At 62.0% G+C, this 24723-nt stretch carries 22 protein-coding genes; 17 read left to right on the top strand and 5 right to left on the bottom strand.

What is annotated here, in order from left to right:
• Positions 1–39: 39 nt before the first annotated feature.
• Positions 40–828 carry a transporter substrate-binding domain-containing protein gene (locus tag ACZ89E_RS07675; protein ID WP_476257026.1) on the bottom strand — a complete coding sequence of 263 codons (789 nt, stop codon included), beginning with the start codon at positions 826–828 and terminating at the stop codon, positions 40–42.
• A 57-nt stretch (positions 829–885) separates the two neighbouring features.
• Positions 886–1857, bottom strand: coding sequence for an NAD-dependent epimerase/dehydratase family protein (locus ACZ89E_RS07670; protein ID WP_476255266.1), 972 nt, complete (start codon positions 1855–1857; stop codon positions 886–888).
• 90 nt (positions 1858–1947) lie between these two features.
• Here ACZ89E_RS07670 and ACZ89E_RS07665 point away from each other — a divergent pair, with 90 nt between their 5' ends.
• Entirely contained in the window at positions 1948–2838 is an 891-nt protein-coding gene (locus ACZ89E_RS07665; RefSeq protein ID WP_476255265.1) for a LysR family transcriptional regulator, read from the top strand.
• Here ACZ89E_RS07665 and ACZ89E_RS07660 read toward each other — a convergent pair.
• Complete coding sequence (locus ACZ89E_RS07660) at positions 2831–3538, bottom strand: cupin domain-containing protein (protein WP_476255264.1); 708 nt, start codon at positions 3536–3538, stop codon at positions 2831–2833. The genes ACZ89E_RS07665 and ACZ89E_RS07660 overlap by 8 nt on opposite strands.
• 61 nt (positions 3539–3599) lie before the next feature.
• The gene (locus tag ACZ89E_RS07655) at positions 3600–4445 is read right to left on the bottom strand and encodes a GNAT family N-acetyltransferase (protein ID WP_476255263.1); all 846 of its coding nucleotides are present in this window, start codon (positions 4443–4445) and stop codon (positions 3600–3602) included.
• Positions 4446–4673: 228 nt separating this feature from the next.
• Between ACZ89E_RS07655 and ACZ89E_RS07650 the strand changes: the two genes are divergently transcribed.
• The 13 genes from ACZ89E_RS07650 (at position 4674) to ACZ89E_RS07590 (ending at position 20735) form a co-directional block, all read left to right on the top strand.
• Positions 4674–6146, top strand: a complete 1473-nt coding sequence (locus ACZ89E_RS07650) for an aldehyde dehydrogenase family protein (RefSeq protein ID WP_476255262.1) — start codon at positions 4674–4676, stop codon at positions 6144–6146.
• 502 nt (positions 6147–6648) lie between these two features.
• Positions 6649–7317: a haloacid dehalogenase type II gene (locus tag ACZ89E_RS07645; protein ID WP_149661198.1), complete on the top strand. Its 669-nt coding sequence runs from the start codon at positions 6649–6651 to the stop codon at positions 7315–7317.
• A 27-nt stretch (positions 7318–7344) separates the two neighbouring features.
• Entirely contained in the window at positions 7345–8619 is a 1275-nt protein-coding gene (locus tag ACZ89E_RS07640; RefSeq protein WP_476255261.1) for an NAD(P)/FAD-dependent oxidoreductase, read from the top strand.
• A gap of 83 nt (positions 8620–8702) precedes the next feature.
• Positions 8703–10340 carry an ABC transporter substrate-binding protein gene (locus ACZ89E_RS07635; protein ID WP_149661196.1) on the top strand — a complete coding sequence of 546 codons (1638 nt, stop codon included), beginning with the start codon at positions 8703–8705 and terminating at the stop codon, positions 10338–10340.
• A 45-nt stretch (positions 10341–10385) separates the two neighbouring features.
• A complete protein-coding gene (locus tag ACZ89E_RS07630) occupies positions 10386–11342 on the top strand; it encodes an ABC transporter permease (RefSeq protein WP_463257197.1) in 957 nt (318 codons plus the stop codon).
• Positions 11339–12214, top strand: coding sequence for an ABC transporter permease (locus tag ACZ89E_RS07625; RefSeq protein ID WP_123597926.1), 876 nt, complete (start codon positions 11339–11341; stop codon positions 12212–12214). Before ACZ89E_RS07630 ends, ACZ89E_RS07625 begins: the two co-directional genes overlap by 4 nt.
• A gap of 1 nt (position 12215) precedes the next feature.
• Positions 12216–14057, top strand: coding sequence for an ABC transporter ATP-binding protein (locus ACZ89E_RS07620; protein WP_476255260.1), 1842 nt, complete (start codon positions 12216–12218; stop codon positions 14055–14057).
• Complete coding sequence (locus ACZ89E_RS07615; protein ID WP_149661193.1) at positions 14054–14362, top strand: (2Fe-2S)-binding protein; 309 nt, start codon at positions 14054–14056, stop codon at positions 14360–14362. Before ACZ89E_RS07620 ends, ACZ89E_RS07615 begins: the two co-directional genes overlap by 4 nt.
• The gene (locus tag ACZ89E_RS07610; protein ID WP_476255259.1) at positions 14344–15720 is read left to right on the top strand and encodes an FAD/NAD(P)-dependent oxidoreductase; all 1377 of its coding nucleotides are present in this window, start codon (positions 14344–14346) and stop codon (positions 15718–15720) included. Before ACZ89E_RS07615 ends, ACZ89E_RS07610 begins: the two co-directional genes overlap by 19 nt.
• Entirely contained in the window at positions 15717–16871 is a 1155-nt protein-coding gene (locus ACZ89E_RS07605) for an NAD(P)/FAD-dependent oxidoreductase (protein ID WP_476255258.1), read from the top strand. The genes ACZ89E_RS07610 and ACZ89E_RS07605 overlap by 4 nt, the downstream gene beginning before the upstream one ends.
• A complete protein-coding gene (gene argE / locus ACZ89E_RS07600) occupies positions 16868–18025 on the top strand; it encodes an acetylornithine deacetylase (RefSeq protein WP_149661190.1) in 1158 nt (385 codons plus the stop codon). The genes ACZ89E_RS07605 and argE overlap by 4 nt, the downstream gene beginning before the upstream one ends.
• A gap of 145 nt (positions 18026–18170) precedes the next feature.
• Positions 18171–19628, top strand: coding sequence for an NAD-dependent succinate-semialdehyde dehydrogenase (locus ACZ89E_RS07595; RefSeq protein ID WP_476255257.1), 1458 nt, complete (start codon positions 18171–18173; stop codon positions 19626–19628).
• A 27-nt stretch (positions 19629–19655) separates the two neighbouring features.
• On the top strand, positions 19656–20735 hold the full coding sequence (locus ACZ89E_RS07590) for a tartrate dehydrogenase (protein WP_476255256.1): 1080 nt from the start codon (positions 19656–19658) through the stop codon (positions 20733–20735).
• Positions 20736–20777: 42 nt separating this feature from the next.
• Here ACZ89E_RS07590 and ACZ89E_RS07585 read toward each other — a convergent pair whose 3' ends face one another.
• Positions 20778–21704, bottom strand: coding sequence for a 2-hydroxyacid dehydrogenase (locus tag ACZ89E_RS07585; protein WP_476255255.1), 927 nt, complete (start codon positions 21702–21704; stop codon positions 20778–20780).
• Between the two features lie 272 nt (positions 21705–21976).
• Here ACZ89E_RS07585 and gabT point away from each other — a divergent pair, with 272 nt between their 5' ends.
• The 3 genes from gabT (at position 21977) to ACZ89E_RS07570 (ending at position 24555) form a co-directional block, all read left to right on the top strand.
• Complete coding sequence (gene gabT / locus ACZ89E_RS07580) at positions 21977–23269, top strand: 4-aminobutyrate--2-oxoglutarate transaminase (RefSeq protein WP_149661186.1); 1293 nt, start codon at positions 21977–21979, stop codon at positions 23267–23269.
• Positions 23270–23364: 95 nt separating this feature from the next.
• Entirely contained in the window at positions 23365–24021 is a 657-nt protein-coding gene (locus ACZ89E_RS07575; protein ID WP_476255254.1) for an HAD family hydrolase, read from the top strand.
• Between the two features lie 45 nt (positions 24022–24066).
• The gene (locus tag ACZ89E_RS07570; RefSeq protein ID WP_008055821.1) at positions 24067–24555 is read left to right on the top strand and encodes an Lrp/AsnC family transcriptional regulator; all 489 of its coding nucleotides are present in this window, start codon (positions 24067–24069) and stop codon (positions 24553–24555) included.
• Positions 24556–24723 lie beyond the last annotated feature (168 nt).

Here is a 24723-nt window from a genome sequence, read left to right as displayed (position 1 = left end):
AACGCCACTCAATGAGTGGCGTTTTTATGCGCATTCGTTTTATTGGCCCGGCGCTGCCAACCACTCACTCACCACTTTCTGATAATTCCCAGTCACCTTGCTCAGATGCAACCACTGATCAACATACTGCTTCCACGCTACGTCATCCCGCGGCAGCAGATAAGCCTTCTCGCCATACTGGAAATACTGGCTCGGGTTCACCGCACACAACCCAGGCTTGAGTTTCTGCTGATACAGCGCCTCGGACGCATCGGTAATCATCACGTCGGCTTTCTTGTCCAGCAGCGCCTGGAACAGCGTCACATTGTCGTGCAGCAGCAACTGCGCCTTGGGCAGGAAGGCATGGACAAACGCTTCATTGGTGCCACCGGCCGGTTCAATCAGCCGCACTGCCGGCTGGTTGATCTGCTCGATGGTCTGGTAACGCGCCTGATCTTCGCAGCGCACCAACGGGACCTTGCCATCGACATCCAACGTGCTGCTGAAGAACGCTTTTTTCTGCCGCTCCAGCGTGACCGAAATCCCGCCCATCGCGATGTCGCATTTGCCCGCGAGCAGGTCGGGCATCAGGGTCTTCCAGGTGGTTTGCTCCCATTTCACCTTCGCGCCCAGGCTGTCAGCCAGCGAGCGGGCCATCGCGATGTCGATGCCTTCGTACTCGCCGTTTTCAGCCTTGTAGGTGTAGGGCTTGTAGTCCCCGGTGGTACAGACCGTCAGCACGCCTTGCTGCATGACGCTGTCCAGGTGCGAAGGGGTTTCCTGTGCCTGCGCGCCCAATGGCAAGGCGAGCAGTCCACAGAGGATCAGCGTGGTTTTTTTGTTGTTCATCGGTTCGGCGCTCACTTTCAAATCCTATGAGAGGTGCGCCGAGTATCGCTGAAAATTTCAATGGTTGGGGAGGGAAAGGCAGCCCAGACCTTGCAGGGTGGCTTCGACCGCTTGCTCCAACGGTGTGTGCGGCTCGGTTCCGAGCACCGCCAGCAAACGGCTGTTGTCCATGCGCAGCGGGGTTTGCCACAGGTAGCGCATCTCCAACAGTTCACGCAGGGTGGTCATGAACGGCGAGACCAGCCGCGCCAGCCACCACGGAAAGGGGCGCAGTTTCGCCTGCCCGCCATTACGTTCGACACAGCGCGCGATGGCGCTGGCGATCTGCGTGCCATCGGCGTCCCAATGCCCGTCCATATGGAAGGTAGAGAAGGGCGCCAATTGCCCCCGACGGTTGAGCAATTGCACGACGGTCTGCGCGACATCCGGCAAATACGACCACTGATGGCCAACGCCGGGATCGCTCGGCAAATTGATGCGTTTCACCGCTTGCCCAGGCTTGATCATCCCTTGGGAAAACCAACTGTTGCCGGCCTGCGGACCAAAGAAATCGCCAGCGCGCAGCACAATCGCCCGCGCGCCTTTTTGCGTTGCGGCGAGCAAACGTTGTTCGAGCTGGACGCGGATCTGGCCTTTGCGGGTCAGTGGGTGCTGCGGTGAATCTTCGGTCAACAGCGGGAAGGCGTCCGGGCCGAAGTTGTAGACCGTGCCGGGCAACACCACCGTGGCGCCTTCCTTCAGCGCGGCGGCGATGGTGTTGTCGATCATCGGCAGCACCCATTCATTCCAGCGACGATAGCCGGGTGGATTGACCCCGTGGATCAGCACGCTGCACCCCTGCGCGGCGCGCATCACGTCCTCGCGGTTCAGCGCATCGCCACGCAGATAGAGAATGCCCTCGCGGGTTTCGCTGCTTTGCGCGAGGCCGCGTTGCAGCGCCTGGACCTGCCATCCCGCGTCGCGCAACTGACGCGCCACTTCACCGCCGATGCCGCCCGTTGCACCCAGTACCAGAACTTTCTGCGCCATATCACGTTCTCCACAATTGAAATCCATTTTGGCGCCAGGCGCGGAATGAAAGAAATTGCGGAATATCAACCACTATCTATACATTTATGTATGACTAAAAATATCGGTTGGGAACTCTATCGAAGCTTTCTGGCGGTGCTGAGCCATGGCTCGCTGTCGGCGGCTGCGCGGGCGCTGGGCATTACCCAGCCCACGGTGGGTCGCCACGTTGCCGAACTGGAAGCCTCGTTTAAACAGACGTTATTCACGCGCTCAAGGACCGGCTTGATGCCGACCGAAGCCGCGTTGACCTTGCGCAGTTACGCCGAGGCCATGCACAGCAACGCGGCGGCGCTGGAGCGAGCAATGGCCGGGCAGGGCCAAACCACTGGCGGCACCGTGCGCATTACCGCCAGCGAAGTGATTGCCGTGGAAGTGCTGCCGCCCGCGATGGCACGACTGCGTCAGGCGCATCCGCAACTCACTATTGAACTGGTGGCCACCAACCGCGTGCAGGATTTGTTGCAACGCGAGGCCGACATCGCGGTGCGCATGACCGCGCCGAAACAGGAGCAACTCATCGCCCGCAGCGTCGGCAACGTCAAGATCGGGCTCCACGCCCGGGTCGACTATCTGCAGCAGTTCGGCACGCCGGCACTGCCGGCCGATCTGGTTGGGCACACCATGATCGGCTTCGACACGGAGACACCGTTCCTGCGCGCCGCCAGCAAACAAGTGCCCGGCTGGAGCCGTGAAGGCTTTGCCCTGCGCAGCGACAGCGACCTGGCGCAACTGGCCCTGATTCGGGCGGGCGCTGGCATTGGTTTTTGCCAGTCGGCCGTGGCCAGGCGCGACGCGAATCTGGTGCAGGTATTACCCGAACACCTGACCTTCCAGCTGGACGCCTGGGTCACCATGCACGAAGACCTGCGCAACAGCCCGCGCTGCAAGGTGGTGTTTGACGCCTTGGTCCAGTGTCTGCTGGCGCATACCGCTATTTGACCGCATATACCTTGCGCACATAGCGCGAGCTTTTCCACGCGCAGGGCGCACCTTGCGGCACGAACACGCTGTCGCCGGGGTTGACTGTCACGCTTGCGCCGTCGGGCGCGAGTAAAGTCACGCTGCCTTCGAGCAAGTGCATCAGTTCATTGAGCTTGTGCGCACGGCCATGGCGTTCGTAAGGCGTGGAGTCCCAGACGCCGACGCGCAGATCGGTCGCCTCGTCTTCAAAGGCATTGCGTGACCGGCATTGCGGTGTCGGGCCGATCAGGATTTGCGCTTGCGGTGCTGCCGAAGGCGAGAGCATTGCCAGTGGATCAAGCAGGGTCAGGCCGGGCGTCGGCACGGCGGTGGTCATGGCACAAAAGGCCCATTGCGTAGCCGCGTGCGCTTCGATCCGCAGCGTGGTCCCGCGACCGATCACCGCGCTGGCTCCCACGCCCAGTTCCAGCGTCTGGTCCGGGGTTTTCAGCTGCACATGGCCGGCGTGGACCACGAGCACTTCGGTGTGCGGAAAATCCTCGATATCCAGTACTTCGCCGGTATCCACAAGGCCCGCAGATACGCCGTCATTACCGGACCAGGCGACCCGGCGAGTCTCCATAAACGGATCGGTCGCACTCAACGGCAGCGTTTTGAACGGCGTGACAACGCGGCTGCCGTCGGCGCGCGCCAACAGCAGAACGGTAGGTTGGGACATACGAGTGACGCTCCATACAAATAAAGGTGTGGGGTGACGTGGGTTCGATCAGGCCGAGCGATCAGCCGATGGCTTGGGTGATCACGGCAAACTGGAGCACGCCGTCGGCTGCTTGCGGCGGGGTGCCACGGGCCATTTGTGCGACGGTGTCGATCTGTTTGAGGCCGGCGGTTTCCAGCCAGTCGCTCAGGCCGTTGTCCGCCGGAATGTCGATGCGTACGAAGGTGTCCGGGACCTGGGCCAACAACGTTGCGATCAGGTGTTGGGCCTGCTCCAGGTTTTCGGCAACCACCGGGCCGACGCCGCGACCACGGCCGTAGGGACGCAGCATGGCGAAGGCGCGCACCTGGCTGTCACGCTCGATGACCACGGCGTGCTCGATGACATCGAACAGGTCGCTGAGCACGGCGTGTCGATCCATTCCGGTGCTGGTGTTGGCCAGTTTCAGCACTCGGGCCTTATCGGCGTCACGCAGTGAGCGACAGGTTTCACCGTCAGCCAGCGGCGCAGGAGCGGGTGCTTGCGCCAGTCCTTGATGTTGCTGAATCCGCCCGAATTCCACAAAGCCCTGACTGACATACAGCGGCGCACCGGCGAGGGTCGCGTTCAATACTGGCGTGCGATTCTGGCAAGCATCCAGTGCCTGCTCCATCAACTGGCGACCGATGCCTTTGCCTTGATAGTCGTCGCTGACAATCACCAGGCCAATGGTGGCGAAATCCCCTTGAGGGCAGGTGAACGCCGTGCCGATCAGACGCTCGCCATCCAGCGCGACAAAGCCGTCGCTGATGCGCAGCACCATGGCCCAATCGTCCAGCCGATGGGGCCATTTCAGTTGCACGGACAAGGCATGGGCCGCCGGGAGATCGGCAGCAGTCATCGGGCGATAAACATAAGGGGCGGGCATGGCGAGTCTCCGTTAGCGGCCGGTTTCCCGGCGTGATGGTGCCTGTATCCCATCTGCGTAAACGCCTGACAAGAGGGCTCGGAACATTCGGCAGATTCCGCGAGGCTGAGGCCACAAGACCACACTTACTACTTAATTGCACGGCAAGGTCGGCAGCAAATGCTTGGGCTTTTTTTCTACGATGGAAGCCTGAATCAACGACTCGCCAGCCCTATTTTGGAGTGCTCCATGGATAGCTTCGATCCTCGTCTTATCGCTGTGCGCAGCGCTCACTTTATCGGCGGCCAATACCGCGACGCTCAACCCGGACTGGAGGTCGTGCGACCGTCAGACGGTCAGGTGTATGCCGAGTTGCCGATTGCCGATACCGACCTGGTGGATGAAGCCGTCAACAACGCGTGGCAGGCGTTCAACCGCAGCGATTGGGCCAGCCGGCCGCCCCGGGAGCGGGCGCGGGTCATGCGCCGTTGGGCTGACCTGATCGAAGCGGATGCCGAAATCCTCGCGCCACTGGAAGCCGTCGGTTCGACCCGCCCGCATAAAGATGTGATCGCCTGGGACATTCCTTATGTCGCCGAAGGCATTCGCTTTTTTGCTGAACTGGCGGACAAGCACGGCGGCCAGGTCGCGGCAACCCAGACCGACCGATTGGGCATGCAGATCGCCGAACCCTATGGCGTGATCGCAGCCATTGCGCCGTGGAATTTCCCGCTGAGCATGGCCTCCTGGAAAGTCGCCCCGGCGTTGGCCGCAGGCAATGCCGTGGTGCTCAAGCCTTCGGAACTGACACCATTCTCCAGTTTGCGCTTTGCCGAACTGGCATTGCAGGCCGGTGTTCCGGCGGGGATTTTCAACGTGGTGCAGGGCGATGGTCGCGTCACGGGTGACGCCTTGTGCCGTCATCCGCGAGTCGGCAAGGTGACCTTTACCGGGTCCACCGCGACCGGGTCGAGCATCATGTCCACGTGTGCGTTGGTGGGGCCGAAACCGGTAACGCTGGAACTCGGCGGCAAGAGTCCGCAACTGGTGTTCGCTGATGTACCGGACATCGCGAAAACCGCGCGCACCGTGGCGCTGGCCATCACCGGGAATGCCGGGCAGGTTTGCGTGTCCGGTTCGCGGCTGTTGATCCAGCGTTCGATCATGGAGCCGTTTATTGCGCAGTTGCAGGCGTACTTCGAAGCGCTGCGCCCCGGCCCGACCTGGTCGCCCGAGAGCACGCTGTCGCCGATCATTTCCCGGCTCCAGGCCAATCGCATCGACGGCATTGTCCAGCGCTCGCGCCAGGCCGGGGCCGAAGTGCTGACCGGCGGCGGATTGTTCGATGGGTTGGGCGGTGCTTACTACCAACCGACGTTGCTGGCCGGCCTCGACAACCAGAATCCGGCGGTCTGCGAAGAAATCTTCGGCCCGGTGCTGACGGTGCAGGCGTTCGATGACGAAGAGCAGGCGCTGAGCCTGGCCGCCCACGCCACCTATGGCCTGGCGGCGGGTGTGCACACCGCCGACATCAATCGCGCCTTGCGACTGGTGCGCAAGCTGGAGGCGGGGACGGTGTGGGTCAACCGTTACGGGCGCAGTAACGACTATATCCTGCCGACGGGCGGCTACAAGCGCTCGGGCATCGGCAAGGATTTGGGGCGTGAAGCGTTTGAAGCCAATTTGCGCTTCAAGAGCGTGCTGATCGATATCGTCCAATAACACCACATCCCCTGTGGCGAGGGAGCTTGCTCCCGCTGGGGTGCGAAGCGCCCCCAAAACCAGTCACCACATTTTTTCAGGTAATACGCATTCGCGGGTTTTGCGACCGCTTCGCAGTCGAACGGGAGCAAGCTCCCTCGCCACAGGTTATCGGTCAGCCATCTAACCGCATCTAAACGGGCGCCTTCTCAGGGAAGCGCCCGTTTTCATTCCGCCCGACGCAGTTTCTGCGGCCAATCGCGGCACAGGCCGGCCGCACAGGGCTATAAAGGTCCATAAGAGCGCACAAATACGGGGTTTGCCCAAGGCTGGAGCGGGCCGCAAAGTCTGCTGAGGGGGGTGGCTAAAACGGTGGTTTGTATCGAGCAGAGGTCGCTTTTAACGCCATCTGCTGATTTCACGGTGTTGTAATGACGGTGTGCTGCAGCGTTGCATCTGAGCCTTACCCACGACGCGAATGCCAGTCACGCCATGACCTCAACGAACTTCAGGACCGCACTCAATGAGCTTTCTTCGCCCCAAATTCATTACGTTCGACTGCTACGGTACGCTGACCAATTTCCACATGGGCACGATGACTCGCGAGCTTTTCGCCGATCGCGTCAAACCCGAGCAGATGGATCAGTTCGTCAAGGATTTCTCGGCCTATCGCCTGGACCAGGTCATGGGCGACTGGATGCCGTACGACGAAATTCTCAAGACCGCCCTGGCCCGGACCTGCAAGCGCTGGGGCATCGCCTACCGCGACGAAGGCCAGCTGTATTACGACGCCGTGCCGACCTGGGGTCCGCACCCGGACGTCCCGGCCGGCCTGTCGAAAATCGCCGACAAAATCCCCCTGGTGATTTTCTCCAACGCCAGCGACAGCCAGATCATGTCCAACGTCGACAAACTCGGCGCGCCGTTCCACAAGGTCTTCACCGCCGAGCAGGCCCAGGCCTACAAGCCGCGTCTGGCCGCGTTTGAGTACATGCTCGACAACCTCAACTGCGGCCCGGAAGACATCTTGCATGTGTCTTCCAGCTTCCGTTACGACCTGATGCCGGCCCATGACATGAAGATCAAGAACAAGGCCTTCGTCGCCCGTGGCCATGAAGTGCCGGGCAACGCGTTCTACGGCTACCAGCAGATCACCGATATCGGTGGGCTGGCTGCGTTGGTTGGTCTCTGAGTCTCTTAAGGCACAAGGGGTTAGACAATGGGCAGTGAATCCTACTGGCTCGACACCGCACCGGCCTTCACTGGTGCCCAGCTCGGCGGGTTGCCCGGGCAGGTCGACGTGGCCATCGTCGGTGGCGGTTTCACCGGTTTGGCGGCGGCTCGGGCGTTGGCCTTGAAGGGCGCCAGTGTGGTGGTGCTCGAAGCCGGGCGGGTGATCGGCGAAGCCTCGGGGCGCAACGGTGGCCAGTGCAACACCGGGGTGGCCCAGGATTACGCCGGGCTCAGCGCCAGCCTCGGTGCCGACAAGGCGCGAGCTTATTACCAGGCCTACGAAAGCGCGGTGCAGAGCGTGGTGTCGCTGGTGGAACAGGAGCAGATCGCCTGCGACCTGATCCGCAACGGCAAGCTCAAATTGGCCGCCAAGCCGCTGCACTACGAAGGCCTGGCGCGCACCTGCGAATTGATTCGCAAGGAAGTCGATGCCGAGGTCGAGTTGCTGTCCGCCGAGCAGACTCGTGCTGAAGTGAATTCGGCGCAGTTCCACGGTGGCTTGCTGCAACGCAACGGCGTGCAGATGCACGTCGGGCGCTTCGGTGTCGGGCTGGCCGAGGCTGCGGCGAGGCATGGCGCGCTGATCCACCAAGGCACGTCGGTGCTGGACTGGAAAGCCCGGGCGGGCGGCTATCAGGTCAACACCAGCAAGGGTTCGCTGCACGCGGGGCAGGTGTTGCTGGCGACCGGCGCCTGTCAGCACGGCGGTTTGGGCTGGTATCGGCGGCGGATCGTGCCGGTGGGCAGTTTCGTCATCGCTACCGAAGTGCTCTCAAAAGAGTTGATCGATCAACTGCTGCCAGGCCGCCGCGCCTATGTCACCAGCCGCATGATCGGCAACTACTTCCGCTTGACCCCGGACAACCGCCTGCTGTTCGGCGGCCGTGCCCGGTTTGCCATGTCCGACAGCGTCAATGACGCCAAAAGCGGCAAGGTGCTGCAAGCGGCGATGGTGCAGATGTTCCCGCAGTTGGCCAACGTGAAGATCGATTACTGCTGGGGCGGACTGGTGGACATGACCTCCGACCGACTCCCCCGGGCCGGCCAGCACGGCGGCATTTATCACTCCATGGGCTATAGCGGCCATGGGGTGCAGATGTCGGTACACATGGGCCAGGTCATGGCCCAGGTGATGGCTGGCAAGGTCGAGGCCAACCCCTGGCGCGAACTCGACTGGCCGGCGATCCCCGGGCATTTCGGCAAGCCGTGGTTCCTGCCGTTCGTGGGCGCTTATTACCGCTTCCAGGACTATTTGCATTGAGTTGATGTTGTGGCGTCACCGTCGTTTGCGTTTCAACGCCCCGGACAACCGGAGCCTTCTCCTTCTCGACAGGTACAACTGATATGACTGACAACAAGATCGACTCACCCCTGATTTCCGGCCAGGACAGCCTGCGCGTGTTCGAAGGCCTCAATCGTGGCATGTCGCGCCGTCACGCCCTGCAAATGCTCGGCGTGGCGGGTGTGGCCGCTGCGGGCGCCGGCAGCCTGTTCGGCGCGGCGGGCAAGCTGTTTGCCGAAGAGGCTGCGGCACCGGGCAAAGGCAAACCGGGCGGACGAATTCGCGTCGCCGGCATGTCCAGTTCCACCGCCGACACCCTCGACCCGGCCAAAGGCGCGCTGTCCACCGACTACGTGCGCCACTTCATGTTCTACAACGGCCTGACCCGTTTCGACACGCACCTGGTGCCGCAACTGGAACTGGCTGAACGCATCGACAACACCGACGCGACGCTGTGGACCATCACCCTGCGCAAGGACGTGACCTTCCACAACGGCAAGACCCTGAGCGCTGCGGATGTAGTGTTCTCACTGTCGCGGCACAAGGATCCGTTGACCGGCTCCAAAGTCATGCCATTGATGGAACAGTTCGCCGAGATCAAGGCCACCGGCACCAACGAAGTGCAGATCCGCCTCAGTGCGCCGAACGCCGAGCTGCCGTCGATCCTCGCTGTGTCGCACCTGCTGATCGTTCCCGAAGGCACCACCGACTTCAACGCCGGTATCGGCACCGGGCCGTTCAAGGTCAAGGAATTCAAACCGGGCGTGCGCTCGATTGCCGCGCGCAACACCGGCTACTGGAAACCGGGCCTGCCGTACCTCGACGAGATCGAGTTCATCGCCATTGGTGACGAAGCGTCGCGAGTCAACGCGCTGCTGTCCGGCGACGTGCACATGATCAACGAGGTCAACCCGCGTTCCACCACCCGGATCAAGGCCAGCGCCAAGCACCGGGTCGTCGATGCACCGTCGGGCAACTACACTGACTTGATCATTCGCCAGGATCAGATGCCGGGCAAAAGCGCGGAATTCACCCAGGCCATGAAGCACCTGATGGACCGCGAACAGATCAAATCCGCCGTATTCCGTGGCTTTGCCGTGGTCGGTAACGACCATCCGATTGCCCCCGGTTCGCGTTATTACAACGCCGACCTGCCGCAAACCGTCTACGACCCGGAAAAAGCCAAGTTCCTGCTGAAGAAGGCCGGTATGGAAAGCATCAGCATGCCGCTGGTGGCTTCCCCGGCAGCCACCGGATCGGTGGACATCGCCGTGCTGTTGCAGCAATCGGCGAAACAGGCCGGGCTCAAGCTCGACGTCAATCGCTTGCCGAGCGACGGCTACTGGTCCAACCACTGGATGAAGCACCCGCTGAGCTTCGGTAACATCAACCCGCGACCGAACGCCGACGTGATGTTCTCGCAGTTCTTCCAGTCGAAGGCGCCATGGAACGAGTCCGGTTGGCAGAACGACCAGTTCGACCAGCTGCTGATGCTCGCTCGCGGTGAAACCGACGACGCCAAGCGCAGCAAGATGTACGCGGACATGCAAACCCTGGTGCATGACCACTGCGGCATCGGCGTGCCGGTGTTCATCAGCAACATCGACGGCGTCGACCAGCGCATCAAAGGCTACGGCAGCAACCCGCTGGGCGGTTTCATGGGCTACATGTTCGCCGAACAGGTCTGGCTGGACGCTTGATGGATGGTCGAGTGGTACGTCAGGGACAGTGCAGGAGGGTAGGCGATGAATAGCAACACACTGTGGTTGATCGGCCGGCGCCTGGGCGCCGCGATCGTGACTTTGTTGATCGTGTCCATGGTCGTGTTTGCGATCACGGCGGTCTTGCCGGGGGACGCGGCGCAACAATCCCTCGGGCAGTTCGCCACGCCGGAACAGGTGGCGGCACTGCGCCTGAAACTGGGGCTCGACCAGCCCGGTGTGCTGCGTTACCTGCACTGGTTGATGAGCCTGCTCAGCGGCGACATGGGGTTGTCGGTGTCCAACGCGATGCCGGTCACCGACTTGATGGCGGGCCGGGTGCCGAACACCCTGATGCTGGCGGCCGCCACGGCGCTGGTGTCGGTGCCGGTGGCGTTGATTCTGGGCATCGGTTCGGCGATGGGCCGGGGCGGGCGCATCGACAGCTTCCTGAGCTTCTTCACCCTGGCCATGGTCGCCGTGCCGGAGTTTCTGGTGGCGACCCTGGCGGTGCTGATTTTCGCGGTGAACCTGGGCTGGTTGTCGGCGCTGTCCTACGCCAGCGACATCACCTCGCCGTGGCAATTCATGCGCACTTACGCCTTGCCGGTGATGACCCTGTGCTGCGTGATCGTCGCGCAAATGGCGCGCATGACCCGCGCCGCCGTCATCGATCAACTCGACAGCCCCTACGTGGAAATGGCCCGGCTCAAAGGCGTCAGCCCGATGCGCATCGTGCTGCGCCACGCCTTGCCCAACGCGATCGGGCCGATTGCCAACGCCATCGCCCTGAGCCTGTCGTACTTGCTGGGCGGGGTGGTGATTGTCGAGACGATCTTCAACTACCCCGGCATCGCCAGCCTGATGGTCGATGCCGTGACTAACCGCGACATGGCGCTGGTCCAGGCCTGCACCATGTTGTTTTGTACCGCGTACCTGGGGTTGGTGCTGATTGCCGACCTGTGCGCGATTCTGTCCAATCCGAGGCTGAGAAACCAATGAACAATCTCATTGTGAAATCGACGCCTGCGACCCCCGACCTGTCGGTTGGCAAGGTGTCCCATGGCCCGGCCTGGCTGGGTCTGATCGGGGCCGCGATGTGCGTGATCTGGTTGCTGGTGGCGATCTTCGGCCCGTGGCTGGCACCGCACCCGGTCGGTGAAGTGGTCTCCGACAATGTTTTCGACAGCATCAGTGCCCTTTACCCGTTTGGCACCGATTACCTTGGGCGCGACATGCTCAGCCGCGTTCTGGTCGGCGCGAAGTTTACTGTCGGCCTGGCGTTGATCGCCGCCGTGTTGGCCAGTGGTTTGGGCACCAGTTGTGCGCTGCTTTCAGTGGTGTCGCCGAAGTGGCTGGACGAAGTGATCAGTCGCTTGATGGACGCGTTTATCTCGATCCCGAGCAAGATGCTGGCGCTGATCATGGTCTCGGCCTTCGGCTCTTCGGTGACCTTGCTGATCTGCACCGCCGTGCTGAGTTTCACCCCCGGCGCCTTCCGCATCGCCCGCAGCATGGCGGTGAACATCGAAGCCCTGGAATACGTGCAAGTCGCCCGTACTCGTGGTGAACGCCGCTTGTACATCGCCTGCGTGGAAATCCTGCCGAACATGCTCAACCCGGTGCTGACCGACCTCGGCCTGCGCTTCGGTTTTATCGTGTTGCTGCTCAGCGGCATGAGCTTCCTGGGCCTGGGCGTGCAACCGCCGGACGCCGACCTCGGTTCGCTGGTGCGGGAAAACATCGGCGGCCTCAACCAGGGCGCGCCGGCCATCGTGATTCCGGCGCTGGCCATCGGCACGCTCACCATTGGTGTGAATCTGTTTATCGACAGACTGTCGTCCCGACGTAGTCGCCGTACGGGAGGTCATTGAGATGAGTGAATTGATTCGAGTCGAAGACCTGCGCGTAGTCGCCTGTGGCGAGCGTGGCGAGGTGGAAATCGTCAAGGGCGTGAGCTTCGCCCTGGAAAAAGGTGAAGTGCTGGCGTTGATCGGCGAGTCCGGTTCCGGCAAGACCACCATCGCCCTGGCACTGCTGGGCTATGCGCGGCGCGGTTGCCGGTTGTCTGGCGGCGTGGTGCAGGTGGGCGAGCACGACATGCTGGCACTCAGCGAAAAGGAATTGCAGGGCCTGCGCGGCAACCGGGTGTCGTACATCGCGCAAAGCGCGGCGGCGGCGTTCAACCCGGCGAAGAAGTTGATCGATCAAGTGGTGGAGGGCGCGTTGATCCACGGCCTCGGCAGCCGTGCGGTGCTCGAAGCCAAAGCCATTGAACTGTTTCGCGACCTGGCCTTGCCGGACCCGGACCGCATTGGCCAGCGATACCCGCACCAAGTTTCCGGCGGGCAACTGCAACGGGTGATGGCGGCCATGGCGCTGATCAGCGATCCATTGCTGGTGGTGCTCGACGAACCGACCACCGCCCTTGATGTCACCACCCAGATCGACGTGCTTCGCGCCTTTAAACGCGTGGTCCGGGAGCGTGGGGCGACGGCGGTCTACGTGTCCCATGACCTCGCCGTAGTGGCGCAGATGGCCGATCAAATCGTCGTGCTCAACGGCGGCCAGATCTTCGAGCAAAGCGCCACCGCGCCGCTGCTCAAAGGCCCGGCCCACGAATACACCCGCAGCCTGCTGGCCGCCGCGCGGCCCGACACGACGATTCGCCCACCCTGCGGCGTGGCGGAAGATACGCCGTTGCTGAACATCCAGGGCCTGACCGCCGGTTATGGCAACAAGAACATGCAAGGCATGCCGGCGATCCGCGTGCTGGAAGACATCGACCTGACCGTGCGCCGGGGCCAGGCCATCGGCGTGATTGGTGAGTCGGGTTCTGGCAAATCGACTCTGGCGCGGGTGGTGGCGGGATTGCTGACCCCGGCGTTGGGCGGACTGACCTTCGATGGTCAGCCGCTGGGCGGCAGCCTTTCCGAGCGCACCGACGAACAATTCCGCCGCATCCAGATGGTGTTCCAGAACGCCGACACCGCGCTCAACCCGATGCACAGCGTCAGCACCATTCTCAGCCGGCCGTTGAAGATGTATTTCGGCCTCAAGGGCGCTGCGTTGCGCGAGCGTATCGGCGAGTTGCTGGACCTGGTGCGCTTACCCCGAACCATGGCCGAACGTCGGCCGAATGAACTGTCCGGCGGGCAAAAGCAACGAGTCAACCTGGCCCGTGCCTTGGCGGCCAAACCGGATCTGATCCTCTGCGATGAAGTGACCTCGGCGCTGGACACGGTGGTGGGGGCGGCGATTCTCGAACTGCTACGTGACCTGCGCCAGGAGCTGGGGGTTTCCTATCTGTTTATCAGCCACGACATCTCCACGGTGCGGGCGCTGTGCGACGACATTGTGGTGATGTACAGCGGCCACAAGATCCAGGCCGGCACTCGGCAATCGTTTGCCCAGGCACCGTTCCATCCGTACACCGATTTGTTGATTCACTCGGTACCGGAGTTGCGTCAAGGCTGGCTGGAAAACTGCGGCACCACCTGCGGTGAGCTGCCGCCGATTGGTCCCAAAGCGAACGTGCCGGAACTCTGCACCTTCCTCAGCCGTTGCCCGGTGCGGGTCGATGGCCTGTGCAATCGCACCGCGCCAAACCGCCGGATCATCGACGGTGGCAGTGAAATCCTCTGCCACCACGACAGCGCCGAACTGCTGAAAACCCAGCAGGACTTGATCACCATGAGCCAGGGAGCCTATGCATGAAGGGGCGTTTTGTGAGGCTGGCCGAGCAGGGCCGGCCGACCGTCAGCTTAAAGGTGGACGGCGCCGCCATCGAGGCGTTGCAGGGCGACACCTTGATGGTGGCGTTGCTGACCCAGGGCAACGCGTTGCGCCAATCGGAGTTCGATTCCGGCCGGCGCGCCGGGTTTTGCCTGATGGGCGCGTGCCAGGATTGCTGGGTCTGGACTCGCAGCGGCGAGCGTTTGCGCGCCTGTTCGAATGAAGTCCGCGAAGGCCTGGACATCGTCACCACACAACCGGAGGCGATATGGCCACTGCACGGATAGTCATCGTTGGCGCCGGGCCGGCGGGTATTCGCTGTGCCGAGACGTTGCTGGCGGCGGGTTTCAAACCGATTTTGATCGATGAAAATCGCCGGGATGGCGGGCAGATTTATCGTCGACAGCCGCAAGGGTTTACCCGTAATTACGCCACGCTGTATGGCACCGAAGCGCATAAGGCCCGGGACCTGCACGACAGTTTTGATCGACTGCGCGGTGCTATTGATTACCGCCCGGACACGCTGGTGTGGAACCTGACGCCGGGGCAGTTGTGCTGCGTCAAGCAGGGCAAGCACACGACGGTGGATTACGACGCGCTGATCCTCTGCACCGGCGCCACTGACCGCTTGATGCCGATTGAAGGCTGGCAGTTGGCAGGCACCTACAGCCTCGGTGGGGCGCAGATTGCGCTCAAGTCCCAGGCGGTTTCCATTGGTCATCGCGTGGTGTTTATGGGCAGCGGGCCGTTGCTGTATCTGGTCGCCAGCCAGTATGTGAAGGCCGGTGCGAACGTGGCGGGGGTGCTCGATACGTCGCCGCTGAGCAAGCGCATCGGTGCCTTGCCGAAACTGTTGGCACGTCCCGGATTGTTGTTCACTGGAATGAAACTGTTGGCGCAGTTGTATCGGGCGAAGATTCCAGTGCACTTGGGTATTCAGCCTTTGCAAGTACTTGGCGACGCGAGCAGCGGCGTAAGCGGCGTGCGCGTACGAACCGCAAAAGGTGAAACGTTGAATGTGGAATGCGATGCCGTGGCGCTGGGGTATCACCTGCGCCCGGAAACCCAACTGGCGGACCTGGCCGGTTGCCGCATGCGCTTCGACGAAGCGTCCGGCCAATGGTGGCTGGCGGTGGATGAGGAAGGCCGGACCTCGGTCAGCGGTGTCTACGCCGCCGGTGACGGTTCGAAGATTCGCGGCGCGGATGCCGCTGAACACGCCGGTCGCCTGGTGGCCATGGCGCTGCTGGAAGACCTGCACCAGCCAGTGAACGCCGGATTACGCGACGAAACACGCCAGGCGTTGGCGGTGATGGACCAGTTCCGCCTCGGCCTGGCCCAGGCCTTTCCCTGGCCTGCCGAACAAGCCAAAGCCTTGCCCGACACCGCCATCGTTTGTCGTTGCGAGATGATCAGCGCCGGTGAGTTACGTGCGGTCGTCAGCGAGAAGGGCGCCTGCGAAGTCAATCGGGCCAAGGCCTTCAGCCGGGTCGGCATGGGTCGCTGCCAGGGTCGTTATTGCTCCCAGGCCGGGGCTGAAGTGATCGCGGCAGCGGCAGGTGTCAGCGTGCAACAGGTCGGCCGTCAACGCGGACAAGCACCGGTCAAACCGCTTTCGATGCTCACCGAGGAGGTGTCGCCATGACCGTACAGAAAGCCGATGTGGTGATTGTCGGTGGCGGCCTGATGGGCTCGGCGGCGGCGTTTTTCCTGCGCAAGCGCGGGCAGTCAGTGATCCTGCTGGAGCGCGACCAGATTGGTCAGTACGCCAGCGGCGTGAACTTCGGCAACGTCCGGCGTCAGGGGCGTTATCTCGGGCAACTGGAATTGGCGAATCGCTCCTGGGCGTTGTGGAAGCGCTTGCCGGAATTGATCGACGATGACCTGGAATTCATCGCCAGCGGGCACATGCGTGTGTGTTATCGCGAAGATGAAATTGCCGAGCTTGAGGCTTACGCCGCTGCTCCCGAAGCCGCGCAATTGGACCTGAAAATTTATCGCGGCGCCGAGTTGCGCCAGCGTTTCCCGTTTCTGGGGCCGGATGTGAAGGGCGGCTCCTACGCGCCTCACGATGGCCACGCGAATCCGCGTCTGGCGGCCCCGGCATTTGCCCGCGCGGCACGGCGACTCGGCGCGCAGATCGAGGAACAGACTGAAGTGGCCGAGGTGCAGAAGGTGGGGGGCGAGTTCAGCGTCACCACCACTGACGGTCGCCAGTTCAGCGCCGCACAACTATTGATTACCGCTGGAGCCTGGGGGCAGAAGCTGTCCCGACAATTCGGCGAACCGGTGCCGCTGGACACCCACGGCCCGCAAATGGCCGTGACCGAACCGGTGCCCTACGCCTTGCCGACGGTGATCGGCGTCTACACCAAGATCCCAGAAGAAGTGATCTACTTCCGCCAGATCCCCCGAGGCAACATCGTTATCGGCGGCGGCTATCGCAGCAAACCGGACATGCTCAATCGCCGGGCCTATGTCGAGCCGCGCAGCATCCTTAACCAGATGGATCAGATGCGCCGTCTGCTGCCGGGTGTCGGTAACCTCAACATCATCCGCGTCTGGAGTGGCATCGAAGGTTATCTGCCGGATTCCTTGCCGATCATGGGCCCGAGCGGTACGGTCGATGGCTTGTTCTACGCGTTCGGCTTCTGCGGCCATGGCTTCCAACTCGGCCCCGGCGTCGGCGATGTCATGGCAGAACTGATCAGCACCGGCAGCACCAGCACTTCGATTGAGCCGTTCTCCATTCGCCGGTTCGCCCATTTAGCCGAGCAACGGAGCAAGGCCTCATGAAACCCCGTGTACTGGACATTCTCAAACGCCTGATGGCCTTCGACACCGTCTCTTCGGAGTCGAACATGGCCCTCATTGAATACGTGCGCGACCTGCTGCTGAGCAAGGGCATTGAGTCGCTGATCGTCAAGGATGAAACCGGCAAGAAAGCCAACCTGTTCGCCAGCACCGGCCCGAAAGAGCTGCCGGGGATTCTGCTATCCGGGCATACCGACGTGGTGCCGGCGGCGGGGCAGGCCTGGACTGTGCCACCGTTCCAGGCGACGGTGCAGGACGGCAAGATCTACGGGCGCGGCAGTTGCGACATGAAAGGCTTCATCGCCCTGGCCATCGACGCGATGCTCGACGCCGCCGACCATTCCCTGAGCCGACCGCTGCAACTGGCGCTATCCCATGACGAAGAGACCGGTTGTGTCGGCGTGCGCCGCTTGCTCGACGTGCTGCACTTGACGCCGGTGCGGCCGTTTTTGTGCCTGATCGGCGAACCGACCAACATGCAGTTCGTGCTCGGGCACAAGGGCAAGGGCTCGTATCGCACCTATTGCCGGGGCCTGGAGGCGCATTCTTCGTTGGCGCCACGTTCGGTCAATGCAATTCACGTGGCCTGCGACTTCATCGCGGCGCTGCGGCAGAGCCAGCAGCAACTGCAAGAGCAGGGCGCCCAGGATGCCGACTACGACGTGCCTTACAGCACCGTGCATGTCGGGCAGATCGGCGGCGGCCGGGCGCTGAACATCGTGCCGAACCTCTGCACCCTGGACTTCGAAGTGCGCAATCTGCCGGCGGACAATCTGGATCAGTTCCTGGAGCAGATGCAGGAACGCGCCGAACTGATCGTGCGCGAGGCGCGGTTGTTGTCGAGCGTGGCGGCGATCGAGATTGAAACCCTCAACGTCTATCCCGGCCTCGATACCCATCCGAGTGTTGAAGCGGTGCGTTTTCTTAAAAACTTCGCTGCACCGGATACCGGCACCGCCAAGGTGTCGTTCGGCACTGAGGGCGGTTTGTTCAAGCAACGTCTGGATGTGCCGGTGGTGGTCTGCGGACCCGGCTCGATTGAACAGGCGCACAAGCCGGACGAATTTATCGAGATCAGCCAGATGGAGGCCGGGGAGCGGTTTCTTGAAGGTTTGCTCGGTTCCCTGAAGTTGTGATCATCATTCCCACGCTGCGCGTGGGAACGATCATCTGCCGTTCCACCGCCAATTTCAGCATCCGACACTGTCCTCAAATCGCTTTCAGCATCCTCCGCCGCCACACCGCCATAGACTTGAGCATGTCTCGGATCAGGACTCGACCATGCTCAAGAATCGTTTGAAAGACCCCAGCCTGTTGGCAGAACTCGCTTATGTGGACGGGCAGTGGATCGGCGCCGACAACGCCGCAACCCTGGACGTCATCGACCCCGCCAGCGGCCAATTGCTCGCCCGCGTCCCGGCCATGCAAGGGGCGCAAACCCGGCGCGCCATCGAGGCCGCCGACAAAGCCTGGCCAGCCTGGCGCGCACGTCCGGCGGCGGAACGTGCGGCGCTGCTGGAACGTTGGTATCAGGCCATGATCGACAACCTCGACGACCTGGCGCTGATCATGACTTGTGAACAGGGCAAGCCGCTGAACGAGGCCAAAGGTGAAATCCGCTACGGTGCCGGTTTCGTCAAATGGTTCGCTGAAGAAGCCCGGCGGGTCTACGGCGAAACCATGCCGGCCCCCAGTGGCGACCGCCGATTGCTGACGCTCAAACAACCGGTGGGCGTCTGCGCCGCGATCACCCCGTGGAACTTCCCCAACGCGATGATCACCCGAAAATGCGCGCCGGCATTGGCGGCGGGTTGCCCGATCATCGTCAAGCCCTCGGACCTGACGCCGCTCTCGGCCCTCGCTCTGGCGGTACTGGCGGAGCGAGTGGGTATTCCGCCCGGTGTCTTCAACGTGCTGACCGGTATGCCCGCCGGCATCGGTGAAGAGCTGACCAGCAACCCGACCGTGCGCAAGATTTCCTTCACCGGATCAACCGCTGTCGGCCGCTTGCTGATGCGCCAGAGCGCCGAGCACATCAAGCGCTTGAGCCTGGAGCTGGGTGGCAACGCGCCATTCATTGTCTTCGACGATGCAGACCTGGAGCAGGCCGTAGCCGGGATCATGCTCAGCAAATTCCGTAACGCCGGGCAAACCTGCGTCTGCGCCAACCGGATTCTGGTGCAGGACGGCATCTATGAACGCTTTGCCCAACGTTTGGTGGAGGAGGTCGGCAAGCTCAAGGTCGGCAACGGCCTCGACGCTGACGTCACCATTGGCCCGCTGATCAATCCGGCAGCGGTCAACAAAGTCGCCCGACACATCGACGATGCCCTGAGCCAGGGCGCGACACTGCTCTGTGGCGGTATTCCCGAGGGCGACAACCAGTTCGTGCAGCCCACGGTGCTCGGCGATACCCACGCCGGCATGCTGCTGGCCAACGAAGAAACCTTCGGCCCGGTCGCGCCATTGATGCGTTTTACCTCTGAGGCCGAAGCCCTCGCGCTGGCCAATGCCACGCCTTACGGTCTGGGCGCCTACTATTTCACCCAGGACCTGCGCCGCTCATGGCGTTTTGGCGAGGCGCTGGAGTTCGGCATGGTCGGCCTCAACACCGGGATCATTTCCATGGAAGTCGCGCCGTTCGGCGGTATCAAGCAATCGGGCCTGGGCCGCGAAGGCAGCAAATACGGTCTGGATGAATACCTTGAAGTCAAAGCCTTCCACATCGGCGGGCTGTAATTCACAGACATTGGGGAGGCACGATTGATGAGCAAGACATTCAGAATCGCCGCGATTGCCGGCGATGGTATTGGCAAGGAAGTGCTGCCGGAAGGCCTGCGGGTGCTGGAGCAGGCGGCGAAGAAATGGCAGCTCGATTTGCACATCGAAGTGCTCGACTGGGCGCACTGCGATTACTACCTGGAACACGGGCAGATGATGCCCGACGACTGGTTCGAACAGCTCAAGGGTTTTGATGCGATCTACTTCGGCGCCGTGGGCTGGCCGGACAAGGTGCCGGACCACATTTCCCTGTGGGGCTCGCTGCTGAAATTCCGCCGCGACTTCGACCAGTACGTGAACATCCGCCCGGTGCGGCTGTTTCCGGGTGTGCCGTGCCCGTTGGCCGGACGCAAGCCGGGAGACATCGATTTCGTGGTGATTCGCGAGAACACCGAGGGCGAGTATTCCTCGGTCGGCGGCAAAATGTTCGAAGGCACCGAACATGAGTTCGTGCTGCAAGAGTCGGTGTTCACCCGCCGTGGCGTCGACCGGATTCTAAAATTCGCCTTCGAACTGGCCCAGACCCGGCCGCGCAAACGGCTCACGGCAGCGACCAAATCCAACGGAATTTCCATCAGCATGCCGTACTGGGACGAGCGCACGGCGTTGATGGCGGCGAACTACCCGCAGATCACTTGGGACAAGCAGCACATCGACATTCTGTGCGCGCGGTTTGTGCTGCAACCGGATCGGTTTGATGTGGTGGTGGCGTCGAATCTGTTTGGCGACATTCTTTCCGACCTGGGGCCAGCGTGTGCCGGGACTATCGGGATTGCGCCTTCGGCCAACCTTGATCCGGAGCGGCGCTTTCCGTCGCTGTTTGAGCCGGTGCATGGCTCGGCGCCGGATATCTATGGGCAGAACATCGCCAACCCGATTGCGATGATCTGGTCCGGGGCGTTGATGCTCGACTTCCTCGGCAATGGCGACGAGCGCTATCGCGCGGCCCACGATGGAATTCTGCAAGCCATCGAACGTGTGATTGCCGATGGGCCGATCACACCGGATCTGGGCGGGAAGGGCTCGACCCAAGACGTCGGCAAAGCCATCGCCGAGCGCCTTTGAATGATCGTTCCCACGCGGAGCGTGGGAACGATCTATCTACCTCTAATAACCCTGGGTGCGGTCGATCTGGCCCACCATCGGCGCCCCCCGCTCAAACCGCCGAATATTCTCCAACAACACCCCAAACGCACTCTCCGGCTGAGTCATCGCGGCAATATGCGGCGTCAGCAAAATCTGCGGATGCACCCAGAACGGATGATCCGCCGGCGCCGGTTCTTCCTGCAGCACATCCAGCACCGCGCCACTAAGTTGCCCACTGTCCAACGCTTGCAGCAGATCACCTTCCACCAGATGCCCGCCACGACCCATATTGATCAATGCCGCGCCATGGGGCAGTTGCCGAAACAGCTCACGATCAAGAATCCCCTGAGTCTGTTCAGTCAGCGGCAACACGCACAACAAAATATCGCACTGGCTGAGAAACGCCGGCAGTTGCTCGCGGCCGGCAAAGCAATCCACGCCCGCCACCTGATGCGCACTGCGCGCCCAACCCTTCAGCGCAAACCCCAACGGCTGCAATGTCGCCAGAATCTGCTGCGCTTGCGCACCCAGTCCCATCACACCCACCCGACGTTTGCTCGCCGGTTGCAGCAGATGCGCCTGCCAACACCGCGCCATCTGCTGCTGCCGATAACGCAGCATGTCGCGATGCAGGCTCAGCACGGCAAAACTGGCGTACTCACACATGCCACGGGTGATGCCCGGATCGAGCAAACGCACCACCGGCAAACTTTCAGGCAAACGGCTGTGATCCAGTTGATCAACCCCGGCAGACAGCGCAAACAGCACCTTCAGATTCGGGAGCAAAGCCTCCAAATCATCCGGCGCCTGCCATGCAGCCAGGTATTCAATCTCGGACGGATCGCCTATGTCCGGCCAGGCGCGCCATTCGATATCCGGGGCGTGTTCGGCGAACAGCGCTTGCCACTGTTCGCCGCGCACAGGGTCAGCTTTATAAAGCAGGGCCATGGGCAATTCCTGAATGGGTAAAGGTACTTTCATCATCGCCCAACGCCAGCGCAGGATCTGTCGAAAGGGCCGGGTTAAACGGCTTGCGTCATGTTGTATCGGTGAAGTGGCGGCAGATTCGGCGGGCTGAAGGAATCTGCCGTTTGGCAGGGTGAAAACAGTCGATCCGAATTTCTCAGGGGCCAAGTTCGGCGTAGTTCGTTTCGCCCAAGCCTTAATCTGGACAGCATCGCAACCACCTCCCGGTTGCCGGACTCACGATGGGAAATGCCATGAATAGCAAAGTCGACGACACCCCTCATTTGCTCCGTCAGCGCGATCAATTCGTGCCGCGTGGCCTGGTTACCGCTCACCCGTTGGTGATCGATCGCGCCCAAGGTGCCGAGTTGTGGGACGTGGACGGCAAGCGTTACCTGGATTTTGTCGGCGGCATCGGTGTGTTGAACATCGGTCACAACCATCCGAAAGTGGTTGCGGCGGTGCAGGCGCAATTGCAGAAGGTTTCCCACGCCTGTTTCCAGGTGGTGGCCTACCAACCTTATCTGGATCTGGCCCAGCGCCTGTGCGAAATGATCGGCGGTAAAGAAGCCTATAAAGCGGCGTTCTTCACCTCCGGCGCCGAGGCCGTGGAGAACGCGGTGAAGATCGCCCGGGCGCACACCAATCGTTCGGCAGTGATTGCCTTTCGCGGTGGCTTCCACGGTCGTACCTTGCTTGGCACTACGCTGACCGGCATGAGCCAACCGTACAAGCAGAACTTCGGGCCGTTCGCGCCGGAGGTGTTTCACACGCCGTATCCGAATGCTTATCGCGGGGTTACCAGCGACATGGCGCTCAAGGCGCTGGACGAATTGCTCGCAACCCAAGTTGCGCCAGAGCGGGTCGCCGCGATCATTATCGAACCCGTGCAAGGCGACGGCGGTTTCCTTTCGGCACCTGTCGAGTTCCTCAAGGGCCTGCGCGTACTGACTGAGAAGCACGGCATTGTGCTGATTCTGGATGAAATCCAGACCGGCTTCGGCCGCACCGGCAAGTGGTTCGGTTTCCAGCACGCCGGCATCCAGCCTGACCTGGTGACGGTCGCCAAGAGCCTGGCCGGTGGCCTGCCGCTGTCGGGTGTGGTCGGCAAGGCCGGGATCATGGATGCACCGTTGCCCGGTGGCCTCGGCGGCACCTATGGCGGCAATGCGTTGTCTTGCGCGGCAGCACTGGCGGTCATCGATGCCTTCGAGGAAGAACAGCTGCTGGCGCGGGGCGAAGCCTTGGGCGAGCGACTGCGCCAGGGACTGTTGCGCTTGCAAGCCCGTCACCCACAAATCGGCGACGTGCGCGGCACCGGGTTCATGCTCGCCATCGAGCTGATCAAGCACGACGAAGCCCGCACCCCGGACGCAGACCTGAATCAGCGGCTGATCGACGAGGCGCGCAAGGGCGGTTTGCTGGTGATCAAGTGCGGTGTGTACCGCAACGTGTTGCGCTTCCTCGCACCGCTCGTGGCCACCGAAGCACAGGTCGACGAAGCGCTGCAGATTCTCGAAGCCGCTTTGGCACGCGTCTTGAACTGAGCTCCAGTCAGCTCGTGGCTATGCTGCAAGGCATCGTCCGTGAGCGTTTATGGAGCATGGATGGATGAAATGCATCATCGGAGGCTTTGCACACCATGGGGCTGACTGATTATCGAGCGCTGCTCATCGATTGCGATGAAGTCCTGGTCGACCGCGACTCGGGGGTCTGGGCTGCGTTGCAACCGCTGCTCGACAGCCGGGGCGGGCACCCGGATAAGGAACAGGTGCTGGGCGAATACAGCGAGGTGGTGCGCGCACTGTATCCGCGCTTCGGTGAGCTAGGCTTCAGTGGACTGCTGTGTTTCGCCCATCGGCAGTTGGCCGAACGCTGGGGCTTGAAAGCCAGTTGGGAGGAGGGCATGAGCTTCGCCCGTTCGGTGGCGAGCTGGTCGCTGTTCGAGGACGCGCCGGGGGCGATGTTGTACCTGCGCAAGTTCTATCGCTTGTTGGTGCAGGGGGATCGGGATGCTGAGGATCGCGGGTTACTCTGCGAGCGGTTGGGGATCATGGCCGACGATTTCGTCTCGCTGGCCAGCGACCCGTTGCAGGACCCGGATTGGCTGCTGGCGAACGCGCTTAAACCCGGCGAAATCCTGCAAGTGACCCGACCTTCAGCCAGTCCTCAGACGAGCAGCGATGTGTGCTTGATCTGCCGTGGTCGGGCCAAACACCCGACACCGTGCGCAGCGGATTACTGCATCAACAGCATGGCGGATCTGGTGGCACAGCATCAGCTGTCTTTACGGCGCTGATTTTGCTAGAAGATTGTCTTACAAACGGCAGTCACGAGGTACGCAATGGAAGGTTTAGTCAAACTGGACCGGATCGACATCAGTATTTTGGTCGAGCTGCAAAAGGACGGGCGCATGACCAACGTCAGCCTCGCCGATGCCGTGGGATTGTCGGCCAGCCCTTGCCTGCAACGGGTCAAGCGGCTGGAATCGGCCGGGTATATTTCCAGCTACAAGGCGCACCTGAACCTGGCGAAAATCACCGATTCGGTGACCGTCTTCACCGAAATCACCCTGAGCGACCACAAGCGCGAAGACTTCGCCAAGTTCGAGTCCAACATTCGCCTGGTGGATGAAGTGCTCGAATGCCACTTGATCAGCGGTGGCTACGACTACCTGGTGCGCTTCATGACCCGCAGCATCCAGCACTATCAGGAAGTGATCGAAAGTCTGCTGGACAAGAACATCGGCATCTCCAAGTACTTCAGCTATATCGTGATCAAATCTCCCGTGCTCAAGGACGGCGTGCCGCTGCGCAAGCTGTTGCGGCACTGAAACCTCCCCCAATACAAACCTGTGGCGAGGGGGCAAACCCCCTCGCCACAGGGTATTGATGCACCGCGTTTGGACATTCCCCCGCTGGATCCCCGCAACCCGCCTCATCCTGGCGCAAGCCGCATAAACCGCTGTTTCCCCCCACAAAAACAGTCACCGATGGCCCTG

It is taken from the genome of Pseudomonas sp. TE3899, assembly GCF_056279105.1.
The sequence above is the reverse complement of the archived record's forward strand: the minus strand, read 5'-3'. Positions and strand labels throughout refer to the sequence as shown.

Coding starts and splice junctions, on each gene's coding strand:
- ACZ89E_RS07665 (WP_476255265.1), top strand. CDS start 1,948: ATGACTAAAAATATCGGTTGGGAACTCTATCGAAGCTTTCTGGCGGTG.
- ACZ89E_RS07575 (WP_476255254.1), top strand. CDS start 23,365: ATGGGGCTGACTGATTATCGAGCGCTGCTCATCGATTGCGATGAAGTC.
- ACZ89E_RS07645 (WP_149661198.1), top strand. CDS start 6,649: ATGAGCTTTCTTCGCCCCAAATTCATTACGTTCGACTGCTACGGTACG.
- ACZ89E_RS07590 (WP_476255256.1), top strand. CDS start 19,656: ATGAGCAAGACATTCAGAATCGCCGCGATTGCCGGCGATGGTATTGGC.
- ACZ89E_RS07595 (WP_476255257.1), top strand. CDS start 18,171: ATGCTCAAGAATCGTTTGAAAGACCCCAGCCTGTTGGCAGAACTCGCT.
- ACZ89E_RS07570 (WP_008055821.1), top strand. CDS start 24,067: ATGGAAGGTTTAGTCAAACTGGACCGGATCGACATCAGTATTTTGGTC.
- ACZ89E_RS07655 (WP_476255263.1), bottom strand. CDS start 4,445: ATGCCCGCCCCTTATGTTTATCGCCCGATGACTGCTGCCGATCTCCCG.
- gabT (WP_149661186.1), top strand. CDS start 21,977: ATGAATAGCAAAGTCGACGACACCCCTCATTTGCTCCGTCAGCGCGAT.
- ACZ89E_RS07630 (WP_463257197.1), top strand. CDS start 10,386: ATGAATAGCAACACACTGTGGTTGATCGGCCGGCGCCTGGGCGCCGCG.
- ACZ89E_RS07660 (WP_476255264.1), bottom strand. CDS start 3,538: ATGTCCCAACCTACCGTTCTGCTGTTGGCGCGCGCCGACGGCAGCCGC.
- ACZ89E_RS07675 (WP_476257026.1), bottom strand. CDS start 828: ATGAACAACAAAAAAACCACGCTGATCCTCTGTGGACTGCTCGCCTTG.
- ACZ89E_RS07610 (WP_476255259.1), top strand. CDS start 14,344: ATGGCCACTGCACGGATAGTCATCGTTGGCGCCGGGCCGGCGGGTATT.
- ACZ89E_RS07635 (WP_149661196.1), top strand. CDS start 8,703: ATGACTGACAACAAGATCGACTCACCCCTGATTTCCGGCCAGGACAGC.
- ACZ89E_RS07625 (WP_123597926.1), top strand. CDS start 11,339: ATGAACAATCTCATTGTGAAATCGACGCCTGCGACCCCCGACCTGTCG.
- ACZ89E_RS07605 (WP_476255258.1), top strand. CDS start 15,717: ATGACCGTACAGAAAGCCGATGTGGTGATTGTCGGTGGCGGCCTGATG.
- ACZ89E_RS07640 (WP_476255261.1), top strand. CDS start 7,345: ATGGGCAGTGAATCCTACTGGCTCGACACCGCACCGGCCTTCACTGGT.
- ACZ89E_RS07585 (WP_476255255.1), bottom strand. CDS start 21,704: ATGGCCCTGCTTTATAAAGCTGACCCTGTGCGCGGCGAACAGTGGCAA.
- ACZ89E_RS07620 (WP_476255260.1), top strand. CDS start 12,216: ATGAGTGAATTGATTCGAGTCGAAGACCTGCGCGTAGTCGCCTGTGGC.
- ACZ89E_RS07670 (WP_476255266.1), bottom strand. CDS start 1,857: ATGGCGCAGAAAGTTCTGGTACTGGGTGCAACGGGCGGCATCGGCGGT.
- argE (WP_149661190.1), top strand. CDS start 16,868: ATGAAACCCCGTGTACTGGACATTCTCAAACGCCTGATGGCCTTCGAC.
- ACZ89E_RS07650 (WP_476255262.1), top strand. CDS start 4,674: ATGGATAGCTTCGATCCTCGTCTTATCGCTGTGCGCAGCGCTCACTTT.
- ACZ89E_RS07615 (WP_149661193.1), top strand. CDS start 14,054: ATGAAGGGGCGTTTTGTGAGGCTGGCCGAGCAGGGCCGGCCGACCGTC.